The 13,024-nt window shown below is 57.2% G+C and carries 10 protein-coding genes; 9 read left to right on the top strand and 1 reads right to left on the bottom strand.

Annotated elements, in window-relative coordinates; all coding sequences use genetic code 11:
* Window positions 1-15 precede the first annotated feature (15 nt).
* A complete protein-coding gene (locus tag SOP97_RS00735) occupies window positions 16-963 on the bottom strand; it encodes a DUF1853 family protein (RefSeq protein WP_322947686.1) in 948 nt (315 codons plus the stop codon).
* Window positions 964-1,058: 95 nt separating this feature from the next.
* Here SOP97_RS00735 and SOP97_RS00730 point away from each other — a divergent pair, with 95 nt between their 5' ends.
* From SOP97_RS00730 to SOP97_RS00690, 9 genes are all read left to right on the top strand, one after another.
* Window positions 1,059-1,946: an NAD(+) kinase gene (locus tag SOP97_RS00730; RefSeq protein WP_274087937.1), complete on the top strand. Its 888-nt coding sequence runs from the start codon at window positions 1,059-1,061 to the stop codon at window positions 1,944-1,946.
* The gene (locus SOP97_RS00725; RefSeq protein WP_322947685.1) at window positions 1,946-2,920 is read left to right on the top strand and encodes a metallophosphoesterase; all 975 of its coding nucleotides are present in this window, start codon (window positions 1,946-1,948) and stop codon (window positions 2,918-2,920) included. Before SOP97_RS00730 ends, SOP97_RS00725 begins: the two co-directional genes overlap by 1 nt.
* Entirely contained in the window at window positions 2,917-3,786 is an 870-nt protein-coding gene (locus SOP97_RS00720) for a rhomboid family intramembrane serine protease (RefSeq protein WP_322947683.1), read from the top strand. Before SOP97_RS00725 ends, SOP97_RS00720 begins: the two co-directional genes overlap by 4 nt.
* A gap of 45 nt (window positions 3,787-3,831) precedes the next feature.
* Window positions 3,832-4,095, top strand: a complete 264-nt coding sequence (locus SOP97_RS00715) for a YeaC family protein (RefSeq protein WP_274087940.1) — start codon at window positions 3,832-3,834, stop codon at window positions 4,093-4,095.
* The gene (locus SOP97_RS00710; protein WP_322947680.1) at window positions 4,095-4,931 is read left to right on the top strand and encodes a DUF2797 domain-containing protein; all 837 of its coding nucleotides are present in this window, start codon (window positions 4,095-4,097) and stop codon (window positions 4,929-4,931) included. The genes SOP97_RS00715 and SOP97_RS00710 overlap by 1 nt, the downstream gene beginning before the upstream one ends.
* 54 nt (window positions 4,932-4,985) lie before the next feature.
* A complete protein-coding gene (pepN, locus tag SOP97_RS00705) occupies window positions 4,986-7,661 on the top strand; it encodes an aminopeptidase N (protein ID WP_322947678.1) in 2,676 nt (891 codons plus the stop codon).
* 629 nt (window positions 7,662-8,290) lie between these two features.
* Window positions 8,291-10,300, top strand: a complete 2,010-nt coding sequence (locus SOP97_RS00700) for a DUF1302 domain-containing protein (RefSeq protein WP_322947677.1) — start codon at window positions 8,291-8,293, stop codon at window positions 10,298-10,300.
* Window positions 10,301-10,366: 66 nt separating this feature from the next.
* Window positions 10,367-11,737, top strand: coding sequence for a DUF1329 domain-containing protein (locus tag SOP97_RS00695; protein ID WP_322947675.1), 1,371 nt, complete (start codon window positions 10,367-10,369; stop codon window positions 11,735-11,737).
* Between the two features lie 195 nt (window positions 11,738-11,932).
* Window positions 11,933-13,018, top strand: a complete 1,086-nt coding sequence (locus SOP97_RS00690; protein WP_411912004.1) for a WD40/YVTN/BNR-like repeat-containing protein — start codon at window positions 11,933-11,935, stop codon at window positions 13,016-13,018.
* Window positions 13,019-13,024 lie beyond the last annotated feature (6 nt).

Raw genomic sequence — 13,024 nt, 5'->3', positions numbered from 1 at the left:
GGGCTCTGTACCCAGTTATTCGGTGGCCTGCGCCGGCCATTGATCATTCACCAGAAACACCCGCTCGGCTTCCCGCCAGCAGTGCTGTTGTGGGTCTTCAATTAAGTGCACAAGTAACTGCGCATTGGCATCGTTAGGCAATGCCGCCAGCCAGTGGGTATATTGCTCGCACGTCCACAGTTGCTCTTGCTCAATACGTGCGGGGGCCAGCCAGGCCTGGCGTGGCAGTGCTTGCCAGTGGCCAGGGTGCTGCATGGCAAAGTGTGCCCAGTCTGCGCGATGGAGCCAGCGCCCACGCAAATGGGCCGGGTTCTCTCCGTGCGGTGCGGCATAGGCTTGCCGCCAAGGGCGAAACAGGTAGCCGGCCAGCCAGAGTGCCGCCTGGGGTCGCTGAATATCCAGCTCAGCCAGCCTCTGTAGGGCTTCAGTCCGTGATGAAAGCGGCAACTGGTGCTGACCTAAATGCGCCAATTTGATATCCAGGCGGTCGTGGCTGCCTGGGCCGAGCCAATGCGCAGGATCCGCGCCGCTGCAATGCGGCTGGCCCAGGTACAGCTTGATGGCCAGTTCCAAGTGATGCACACCTTCGGCGTCGCGCAGCAACATATCCAGCTCACCCAGGGTGTGGCCGTGCAGGCGGATGGGCAGGTTGGCGGCCAGCACCTCGACGTCGGGCGCAGCATGCAGAGCAAACTGCCAGAGGCGTTCGTAGTAAAGCCCCAAACGGCGCACCGAGTGTTGGCTTAGCCACTGCTGCAGTGCATGGCTGTCGGCATCCAGGCTCATTAACCAGTCAGCCAGTTTTTCCGGTTGCTGGCTCCAGCTGCTGGCCCTTAGCGGGTGGCGCTGTGGCCAGGGTGAGTCTGCCAGCAGCGGTGGTGAAAGCAGTGCCCACGCCAGATCACGTACGGCAGGTTGACGTAGGTGCGTGGGCAGGTCGGTGAGCGACGGGAAGGGCATCATGCTGCGAGCATAGCGCAGAGCCGGTCAGCGGTTTGCTGCTGCCATAGCCTTTCGCCCATAATCCGAGCCATTAGCTAGAGCCTGGCGGGAGCCCCATGGAGCAATTTCGTAATATTGGCATCATCGGTCGGCTGGGCAGTACCCAGGTTCTCGACACCATTCGCCGGCTGAAGAAATTTCTGCTCGCTCGTCACCTGCATGTGATTCTCGAAGACACCATTGCCGAAGTATTGCCCGGTCACGGTCTGCAGACTTCCTCGCGCAAAATTCTTGGGGAAATTTGCGATCTGGTGATCGTGGTCGGCGGTGACGGCAGCATGCTCGGTGCGGCGCGTGCGCTGGCGCGGCATAAGGTGCCGGTGCTGGGTGTGAACCGCGGCAGCTTGGGCTTTCTCACCGATATTCGCCCCGATGAGCTGGAGGTCAAGGTCGCGCAGGTGCTCGAAGGGCACTACCTGACGGAGAATCGCTTCCTGCTTCAATCCGAAGTGCGCCGTCATGGCGAAGCCATCGGTCAGGGCGATGCGCTCAATGACGTGGTGCTGCACCCCGGGAAATCGACGCGGATGATCGAGTTTGAGCTGTATATCGACGGCCAGTTCGTCCTTAGCCAAAAGGCTGACGGCCTGATTGTCGCGACGCCGACCGGTTCGACGGCCTATGCGTTGTCTGCGGGCGGGCCGATCATGCACCCCAAACTGGATGCCATCGTGATCGTGCCGATGTACCCGCATACCCTGTCTAGCCGGCCAATTGTGGTGGACGGCAACAGTGAGCTGAAAATCGTCGTGTCCAAGGATTTGCAGATTTATCCACTGATCTCCTGCGACGGACAAAACCACTTCACCTGCGCCCCAGGCGACACCATCACCGTGGCCAAACGGCCGCAGAAGCTGCGCCTGATTCATCCGCTCGACCACAACTTCTATGAGGTCTGCCGCAACAAACTGGGCTGGGGTAGCCGGCTCGGCGGGGGTGACTAATGCACCTCGATCCTGCGCGTGGTTACGATTTGATCGGCGATATTCATGGTTGCGCGAAAACCCTAGAGCATCTACTGACGACCCTGGGCTATCGGCAGCAAGCGGGTGTTTGGCGTCATCCACAGCGTATGGCGATTTTCCTCGGCGACTTGGTTGACCGTGGTCCGCGCATCCGCGAGGCCTTGCACCTGGTGCGTGACATGGTCACGGCCGGTCAGGCGCTGTGCATCATGGGTAACCATGAATTCAATGCGTTGGCCTGGAGCACACCGGCCGCGCCCGGCAGTGGCCGGCAGTTCGTCCGCGAGCACACGCCGCGGCATGCCCGGCTGATCAAGGAAACCCTCGAGCAGTTCGAGGCATACCCCGCCGAATGGCAGTCGTTTCTCGACTGGTTCTACGAGTTACCGTTGTTTATTGATGCGGGCTATTTTCGCGTGGTGCATGCCTGCTGGGACGCCAGCCTGATCGAGCCACTGCGTGCGCAGTTTGCCGACGGCTGCATTGATGAGCATTTCCTGCAGGCGGCCGCGGTGCATGGCAGTTTTGCCAATACGGCGTTTGATCGTTTGCTGCGGGGCACCGATATGCGCCTGCCGCACGGCATGACCCTGACCAGTGATGACGGTTTTACCCGTGCGCACTTTCGCACCAAGTTTTGGGAAGAAGACCCGCAAACCTACGGCGATATCGTCTTTCAGCCCGATGCCTTGCCGGAGTTGGCGGCGCAGATGCCGCTCAGCGAGTCGCAGAAAACCGAGTTGCTCAAGTACGGGGCTGATGAGCCGTTGTTGTTTGTCGGCCACTACTGGCGCAGCGGCAAACCCGCCCCCATTCGCAGCAACTTGGCCTGTCTGGATTACAGCGCCGTCCTCAACGGCAAGATGGTCGCCTATCGACTCGACCAGGAGGTGCGCTTGGATCCCAATAAGTTTGTGTGGGTCAATGTTGACAGCCCGGAGGCGCGACCATGAGTGGCGTTGCGGCGATGCGTTTACCCGAACAGGTCGATTTGAGTGGCTTTATCGGCTTGCTGCAGCGATTGCAGGTGCCGCACCGGGTTGCGGAAGAGGCGGGTGAGCAGGTGCTCTGGGTGCCTGACGAGCAATTGGCCGAACAGGTATGTGCGCTCTATGCGCGTTATCCGCTGGGGGATGCCGCTGTCACGCTCGATCCGCCGCCGCGTGCAGCCAATACCTCGCCGAGTTTTATCCAGCAGCTGCGCGCCAGCCGTATGACCGCTGCTGTTCTGTTACTGACCTTTATCGTTGCAGCCCTGACGTTACTCGGCGATAACCTGGCGGCGGTTAGCTGGCTGAGTTTTGTCGATTACCGTGTGCAGGGCGATTACATCTATTTCGACTACCTCAACGGGACCTTGGCCAGTGGCCAGTGGTGGCGGCTGTTGACGCCCATGCTGATTCACTTCGGCATTCTCCATTTGGCGATGAACACCCTGTGGTACTGGGAGTTGGGACGACGGATCGAGGCGCGGCAAGGGCCGTTGATGCTGTTGCTGCTCAGCTTGCTGTTCAGCCTGGCGGCCAACTTCGCGCAGTACCTGCATGCTGGGCCTTCGCTGTTTGGTGGGCTGTCCGGCGTGCTCTATGGCTTGCTTGGGCATTGCTGGATTTTCCAGCGCCTTGCCCCCACACCGGCCTATCGACTACCGCCCGGTGTGTTGGTGATGATGCTGGCCTGGCTGCTGATCTGCATGACCGGAATCTTCGAGTTGCTGCAATTTGGCGCGATTGCCAATGCTGCGCACGTCGGCGGCCTTTTGGCCGGTTGCCTGACCGGGCTGCTTGGCGGTGTGCTGGTGCGCCGGCAACGCAGTTAGTTGTTCAACAGGCTGGTAAACTGCCACTTTGCATTTGGAGGCGTCATGTCGTCTTTTATTGAAGCGATTGAAAACATCACCCCTGAGATTTATCAGAGCCTCAAGCTGGCTGTGGAAATCGGTAAATGGCCGGATGGCCGCAAGCTGACCCAAGAGCAGAAAGAACTGACGCTGCAGGCGCTGATCGCCTGGGAAAGCCAAAACCTGCCGGAAGAAGAGCGCATCGGTTATATGGGCCCGCAGGAATGCAGCTCGAAATCCGCGCCAGTGCCCAATCTGTTGTTCAAGTCCTCGGATACCCTGCACTGATGAGCGAGTTAGCCCGCGGTGCCCTGAGCAAAATGGCTGCACAGTTGGACGCGCCGGTGCAGTACAGCTTTCGCCTGGGCGATGAGCTGCTGCCAGTCAATCCGCTGATCGGTAAATCCCTGCGCCTGGAATTCCTCGGTGCGATCCACTGCAGCCATTGTGGGCGAAAGACTAAAAGCAGTTACAGCCAGGGCTATTGCTACCCCTGTATGCAGAAACTGGCGCAGTGCGACATCTGCATCATGAGCCCCGAGCGTTGCCACTATGACGCCGGCACCTGCCGCGAGCCGAGTTGGGGTGAGCAGTTTTGCATGACTGATCACGTGGTCTATCTGGCCAACTCTTCTGGAGTGAAAGTCGGCATCACCCGCGCCACGCAAATCCCCACCCGTTGGATCGACCAAGGCGCAACCCAGGCGCTGCCGATTCTGCGGGGCGCCACTCGCCAGCAGTCCGGCTTTGTCGAAGACCTGCTGCGCAGCCAGGTGGCGGACAAAACCAACTGGCGCGCACTGCTTAAAGGTGATGCGGCGCCGGTCGACCTTGTCGCCGTGCGCGAGCAGCTGTTTGCCAATTGCAGCAGCGGCTTGACCGAATTACAGCAGCGCTTTGGTATTCAGGCCATTCAGCCGCTGAGTGATCAGCCTGTGGTGCAGATTGCCTATCCGATTGAGGGCTACCCGGCCAAAATCAGCAGTTTCAATCTGGATAAGAATCCGCTAGCCGAAGGCACGCTGCTGGGCATCAAGGGCCAGTACCTGATGTTCGACACCGGCGTGATCAATATTCGCAAATACACCGCTTATCAACTCGCCGTCCACGAACTGGCCGTCTGAGTTTTCCATTCGCCAATCCGGCGCCCGCGCGCCGTAGATAAAGGGCCACACGCCATGCGCACCGAACAGCCGAAGATGATCTACCTCAAGGATTACCAGGTTCCGGATTATCTGATCGATGAAACGCACCTGACCTTCGAGTTGTTCGAGGACCACACCCTGGTACATGCGCAGCTGGTGATGCGGCGTAATCCGGCGGCCGGCAGCGGCCTGTCGGAAGCCCGCATGCCGCCGCTGGTGCTGGACGGTCAGCAGCTGGAACTGTTGTCGCTGGTGCTGGATGACCGCGAACTGAGTGCCGCTGATTACCAGCTGAGCGACAGTCACCTGATCCTGCAGCCAACCGCTGCGAGCTTCGTGATCGACAGCAGTGTGCGCATTCACCCCGAAAGCAACACCGCCCTGGAAGGTCTGTACAAATCCAGCGGCATGTTCTGCACCCAGTGCGAGGCCGAGGGCTTCCGCAAAATCACCTACTACCTTGATCGCCCAGATGTGATGAGCAAGTTCACCACCACCCTGAGCGCCGAGCAGCACAGCTACCCGGTGCTGCTGTCCAACGGCAACCCGATTGCCAGCGGTAACGAGGGTGATGGTCGGCATTGGGCGACCTGGGAGGATCCGTTTATGAAGCCGGCGTACCTGTTTGCGCTGGTGGCGGGTGATCTCTGGTGTGTGGAAGACAGCTTCACCACCATGAGCGAGCGCGAAGTGGCGCTGCGTATCTATGTCGAGCCGGAAAATATCGACAAATGCCAGCACGCCATGGACAGCCTGAAGAAGTCCATGAAGTGGGATGAAGAGGTCTATGGCCGTGAGTACGACCTCGACATCTTTATGATCGTCGCGGTCAACGATTTCAATATGGGCGCCATGGAAAACAAGGGCCTGAATATCTTCAACTCCAGCTGCGTGCTGGCCAAGGCCGAGACCGCGACCGATGCAGCGCATCAGCGTGTTGAGGCCGTGGTCGCGCACGAGTACTTCCACAACTGGTCGGGCAACCGCGTGACCTGCCGCGACTGGTTCCAGCTGTCGCTCAAGGAAGGTTTCACCGTGTTCCGCGATGCCGAGTTCAGTGCGGACATGCACTCGCGCACCGTCAAGCGCATTGAGGACGTGGCCTACCTGCGTACCCACCAGTTCGCCGAAGATGCCGGCCCGATGGCTCACCCGGTGCGTCCGGACGCCTACATGGAAATATCCAACTTCTACACCCTGACGATCTACGAGAAGGGCTCGGAAGTGGTGCGGATGATCCGCACCCTTGTAGGGGCAGAGGGCTTCCGTAAAGGCAGTGACCTGTATTTCGAGCGCCATGATGGCCAGGCGGTGACCTGCGACGATTTTATCCGCGCGATGGAAGAGGCCAATGGCATCGACCTGACCCAGTTCAAGCGCTGGTACAGCCAGGCGGGTACGCCGCATCTTGAAGTTAGCGAAAGCTATGACGCGGCCGCCAATAGCTACCGTCTGGCGCTCCGCCAAAGCTGCCCGGCGACGCCGGGGCAGGTGCAGAAGCTGCCTTTTGTGATTCCTGTCGAGTTGGCGTTGCTCGATGCCCAAGGGCTTGAGTTGCCGCTGCAGTTGGTGGGTGAAGATGCCGCCGTAACGGGGGCGCGCGTGCTGCAGGTGAGCGAAGCCGAACAGGCGTTCACCTTTATCAACGTGGCGGAAAAGCCGCTGCCTTCCTTGCTGCGTGGGTTCTCAGCGCCGATCAAGCTGAGCTTCCCCTACAGCCGCGATCAATTGATGTTCCTGATGCAGCACGACAGTGATGGTTTTAATCGCTGGGAGGCCGGCCAACAGTTATCCGTGCAGGTGCTGCAGGACCTGATCGGCCAGCATCAACGCGGCGAGCCGCTGGTGCTCGATCAGCGTCTGGTTGAGGCCTTCCGTACCCTGTTGGCGGACGACTCGCTGGATCAAGCCATGGTCGCCGAGATGCTCTCGCTGCCAGGCGAGGCGTATTTGACTCAAATCAGTGAAATGGCCGATGTCGAGGCCATCCACGCGGCCCGAGAATTTGCCCGCCAGCAGCTCGCGGATGCACTGTTTGATCTGCTGTGGCAGCGTTATCAGGCTAACCGTGAAGTGTCCCGCAATAGCGCCTATGTGGCCGAGGCCGAGCACTTTGCCCGACGCAGCCTGCAGAACATTGCGCTGACTTACCTGATGCTCAGCGGTAATGCCGAGGTGTTGGCGGCGTGCCTGGAGCAGTTTGAAAACGCCGACAACATGACCGAGCGCTTGGCAGCCTTGGCCGTACTGGTCAATTCGTCGTTTGAGGCTGAGAAGGCCGTAGCGCTGGCCAGTTTTGCTGACTACTTCAAGGACAATCCGCTGGTCATGGATCAGTGGTTCAGCGTGCAGGCTGCCTGCGCCTTGCCAGGCGCGCTGCAGCGTGTTGAGCAGTTGATGCTGCACCCGGCGTTTACCCTGAAAAACCCGAACAAGGTGCGTGCCTTGATCGGCGCTTTTGCTGGGCAGAACTTGCTGGGCTTCCATCAGGCCGACGGCAGTGGCTACCGCTTCCTGGCTGATCAGGTGATCACCCTGAATGCCCTCAACCCACAGATTGCCTCGCGCTTGCTGGCGCCACTCACTCGTTGGGCTAAATATGGCAGTGCCCGTCAGGCGCAAATGAAGGCTGAGTTGCAGCGCATTCTGGCCTCGGGTGAGCTGTCCAGTGATGTCTATGAAGTGGTCAGCAAGAGTCTGGCGGATTAATCGCTGTGGCGTAATTTATGCTGCAGCGCGCCGCCCAATTAAATCTGAGCGGCCATGTGTCGGCTGTTTTTTGCGTCGTACTAATACTTAAGGTCGATCCTGTGAGCCATGTGCAATGCATCGGCTCGTAGGGTCTTATTTCAGGCCTTATTGACCGCGTGAAAGTGTTACCTGCTCTAGTCAGGTAACACTTATCTGTTACCCATCAAGTTGTAGCCACCTCGTGCGGCGCTTTTATTAGCGGTTGGGCTTGACCCTGGCTGAATTATTTGAAAGCGCTGAGCGCTCTATTTCGGGCTTGAGTGGCAAAACGCGCCAGATCGTAGGACAAAAGATGCAGTCTGCGCGAATCCCTCGCTTTATTTGTTTGCTGAATGATCAGTCACAGTTCGGTTGAGTAGTTCTGTCACGGCGTGTGGCTATTTTTTATACGACCGTTTGAATTGGCACCATGGTTGCAGGTGCTAAGCAGATTTGACCTCGTCATGGTGTATGCCAATCAGTGGGGTGCGTGTAAGCGCGTTGGGGGTTGCCTTCCAATCAACATTTAAGGTCGTCATCAGTACGGCCATAACGTGCCCGGTGGTTTGGGTGCAAAAAAGATGATCTGTACACGGAGAAGCGTTTCGATGGAATTTAAGTCCCGTAAGCCCGTATTGCGTTTTGCGCCTGCCAAAGCAGGTTTTGCGTTTGTTGGCATCCTGCCTCTGCTGGTGGCGGCGCATGCCCAGGCCGTGGAATTCAGCTTCGCCGACAATGAAATAACCGGCTCCATCGACTCCACCGTGTCCTACGGCCAACTCTGGCGCGTACAGGGTCAGGACAAGACCAACAACGACATCAACACCAACGACGGTAACCGTAACTTCGATACCGGCCTGGTTTCCGAAGTATTCAAAATCACTACGGATATGGAAGCGCGCTATCAGAACTACGGCGTGTTTGTTCGTGGTACGGCGTTCTATGACACCCAGATCATGGATAAGCGCAATGACTATCTGAGTCAGAATAACCCCTCGCAGCCGAGCCAAAATACGCCGAACGATTCGAGTTTCACCTATGAGACTCGCCACAAGGCTGGCCGTGGCGCCCAAATTCTCGATGCCTATGTGTATGGCAACTGGGATGTGGCTGACATGCCAGTTTCCGGGCGCTTCGGTAAGCAGGTGTTTAACTGGGGCGAAGGTTTGTTCTACCGCGGCGGTGTGAACACCACCAACCCTGTCGACGCTGCCAAGTTCCGCCTGCCAGGCGCTGAGCTGAAAGAAGTGCTAGTGCCGGTTGAAGCGCTGAGTTTCAACGTAGGCCTCACCGATAACCTGTCGATGGAAGCTTTCTACCAGTTCAACTGGAAAGAATCGGCCATTGATCCGGTCGGCACTTATTTCTCTGAGACAGACTTGTTTGCTGATGGTGGTAACACTGCTTACTCAACCCAAACTGCTCTCTTACCAGTCGGTAATTTATATAAAGGCTTAAGTGCAGGTAACGTTGGTGGCTTGATGGGTGGCCGTAGCGTAGATTCTAGTGGGAACATACAGGTTGCAAAAATTGGCTCTGATATCAACGCAAAGAATGATGGTCAGTATGGGTTCAATTTTAAATATATTGCTGAAGAGCTTAATTCCACTGAATTCGGAGCTTATTTCGTTAATTATCACTCTAAAGAACCTACGATCGCCGCAGACCTGGGTAGCTATGCGGGGTTAAATCTTGCTGATATACAAGCAGGTGCGACTCCTGGAATCAAGCAGTCGGTTGCAGCTAGTCAGAATATTACTGTGGCACAGCTAGAAGGTGCTATCGCGTTGGCTCCTAACGGTGCGCTTGCTACTGCCTATCGTAACGCTTTGAGCAATGCCGTTGGCGGTGTCGCTACTATTGATGTTGCTAACCAAGTTAATGCACGTCGTGAATACGCTGAAGATATTCGTATGTACGGTTTAAGTTTCAACACAACCGTTGGTAACGCTTCGGTGTTTGGTGAGCTAGCTTACCGCCCAAATTTGCCGATTGGTGTTGCGACGACCAATGATTTATTGGGTGATTTGTTGGGGCAGGCGGCCCCGCTTGCCAGCGGCCGCCTCGTAAATATTGGAGGGCAACAAGTTAGCCTCGGGGATGTGATTCATAACGTTGAGCGTGTTGAGGCCTATAACACTTCGTTAGGCACCATTTACAATTTCGGTCCAACAGCTGGTTTCGACTCACTATTCGGTATTTTTGAGCTTGGTTCGGAGCACCTTCGCGGTTCAGACCTGAAGTACACAACTAAAGACGGCGCCACTCGTTACTACTCTGGTCGCGGTAATAACTCCTATGTCAGTGGCGGTAATCGTGATGATCAGGTCAATAAGAATGCTTACGGGTATACCATGGTTCTGAGTGGTACTTGGAACGACGTCTATGCCGGTGTGAACGTTTCACCATACGCCGTATACAAGGACGACTTCGAAGGTAACTCCTACCAGACCGGTAACTTCATTGAGGGTCGTAAGGCTTATACCCTTGGTGTGAAAGCCAGCTACCTGAATAGTCTGGAAGCTGAATTGGCATACACCGAGTTCTTCGGTGGTGGCCAGAACAACGGCAGCCGCGACCGCGATAATATCGGCGTCAACGTTAAGTATTCCTTCTAAACATAACTAGAAAAGACCGAGTGCCTGCGGGCGCTCGGTTGATGACTTATTTCACGGAGAATCAAGATGCTGAAAAAGCACACGCTGATGGGTGCTGCCATTGCGCTGGCCTTGTCCGCTGGCAGCGCGCTGGCTGCAGTTTCGCCGCAAGAAGCGGCCAAGTTGGGCGCAAGCCTCACCCCATTTGGCGCCGAGAAAGCCGGTAACGCGGCGGGCACCATTCCTGAGTGGACGGGTGGTATCACCAAGGCGCCGGCAGGTTACACCCGGCCGGGCCAGCACCACGTTGACCCTTTCGCGGGTGACAAGCCGCTGTTCACCATCACCAAGGCCAACCTTGATCAGTACAAAGACAATTTGACCCCAGGTCAGATTGCCATGTTCAACACCTACCCCAACAGCTACCAGATGCCGGTTTACCAGACCCGCCGCTCTGGCTCGGCGCCGCAGTGGGTGTATGACAACACGCTGAAGAACGCCACCACTGCCAAGCTGCTCGATGGTGGTAACGGCTTCTCCGATGCCTACGGCGGTATTCCATTCCCGATTCCGCAGAATGGTGTAGAGGTGCTGTGGAACCACATTGCCCGCTACCGGGGTACTTACATTGTGCGTCGTGCATCCGAAGTGGCTGTGCAGCGTAACGGCAGCTACTCCCTGGTGACCTCGCAGCAGGAAGCCATGTTCAAGTTCTACGACCCGAAAGGGACCGCAGCCGACCTGAACAACATCATGTTCTACTACTTGTCCTTCACTAAGAGCCCGGCGCGTTTGGCCGGCGGTGCGGTACTGCTACACGAAACCCTCGATCAGGTAAAAGAGCCGCGTCAGGCTTGGGGCTATAATGCCGGTCAGCGTCGCGTCCGTCGTGCACCGAACCTGGCTTACGACACGCCGATTGCTGCGGCTGATGGCCTGCGTACTGCAGACGACACCGACATGATCAACGGCTCGCCAGATCGTTATGACTGGAAACTGGTGGGCAAGAAGGAAATCTACATTCCTTATAACAGCTACAAAGTCACCAGCCCGGACGTTAAGTACAAGGACCTGCTGCAAGTCGGTCACCTGAACCCGGCGGTTACGCGTAACGAATTGCACCGCGTATGGGTGGTTGAGGGCACGCTGAAGTCCGGCGCTCGCCACATTTACTCCAAGCGTACTTTGTTCCTCGACGAGGACAGTTGGCAGGTTGCTGTGGCTGATCAGTACGACGGTCGTGGCGAGCTGTGGCGCGTCTCGATTGCCTACTTGAAAAACTACTACGACCTGCCGACCACCTGGTCTGCGTTGGATACCTTCCATGACCTGCAGGCGCGTCGTTATCACGTACAAAATCTGGATAACGAAGAGCCAAGCACTATCGACTTCAGCCAGGCCGTGCCGGATGACGGTTACTTCAAGCCTGCTGCACTGCGTCGCCGCGGTACACGTTAAGCCGCGACTCGGTTGAGCAAAAGGCCGCTACTGTTGTAGCGGCCTTTTGCTATTTGTCAGTCGAACAGGGCATGGTAGACGGCCGGGTTTAACAAAACATAACGTCGCGCCGATTGTCAGGCCTTTTGAAAGCTCAGTAGGATAGGCGTACTGCTCTAAGCGTAGTGCTACCTATAAGAATAAGGGGGAAGGTATATGAGTGAGCCCGTTATGCGGCGCACCCAGGCCGGTCATGCTGTGGGGTTTTCCCGCACACCGGTGCTCCGCCACTCACCGATAGCCAAAGCGCTGTCGCTGTGCGGTGTGCTATCCATGCTGATGTTGGCCAGTGCGCCACTGCAAGCTGCCGGCAATGAAGGCAGTAAATTTTCAGTAATGTCTGCCAAAGCCTCACACACGCTTTTGCTCGATGTCGCCAGCCTGGGTAAGCGCCTGGTCACCGTCGGTGATCGCGGGCATATCCTCTACTCCGATGACAATGGTACGAGCTGGGTTCAGGCCAAAGTGCCGACCAAGCAAATGCTCACTGCCGTGTTCTTTATCGACGACAGCCATGGCTGGGCCGTGGGCCACGATGCGCAGATTCTCGCTACTACCGATGGCGGCGCGACATGGGTCAAGCAATTCGAAGACCTTGAGCGTGAAGCGCCGCTACTGGATGTCTGGTTCAAAGATCGTAACAACGGTTATGCCGTCGGCGCGTATGGCGCCTTGTTGGAAACCACCGATGGTGGCGCCAACTGGGAAGATATCAGCGAGCGCATGGATAACGAAGATGCCTATCACCTCAACGCCATTGTCGAAGTCAAAGACTCTGGCCTGTTCGTCGTAGGCGAGCAGGGTGTGATGTTCCGTTCGCCTGATTGGGGGCAAACCTGGGAAACCCTGGAAGGACCTTACGAGGGTTCGCTGTTCGGTGCACTGGGCACTGACGAAGCCGGAACGCTACTGGTCTATGGTTTGCGCGGGCATTTGTTCCGTTCCGCCGACTTCGGTACCACCTGGCAGGCGATTAGTCTGAATACTGCTAACAATGGCCCGCTTGAATTTGGTCTGGCTGACGGTAACCGTCTGGCCGACGGTTCCATTGTGGTGGTTGGGCATGGTGGCACGGTACTCAAGAGCACCGACAACGGCCGCAATTTCAGTGTGACCAATCGTGCCGACCGGCTTTCGCTGGCTGGCGTTGCAGCAATGGAAAACGGCAATCTGATTCTAGTAGGGCAGGGTGGCGTTCACGCTGCTGCACCTACGGGCGCTGATCTGGGCCAACAACAATAAGCCGGG

Origin of the sequence: Pseudomonas spirodelae (assembly GCF_034653255.1) — a bacterium.
GTDB lineage: Bacteria > Pseudomonadota > Gammaproteobacteria > Pseudomonadales > Pseudomonadaceae > Aquipseudomonas > Aquipseudomonas spirodelae.
The sequence above is the reverse complement of the archived record's forward strand: the minus strand, read 5'-3'. Positions and strand labels throughout refer to the sequence as shown.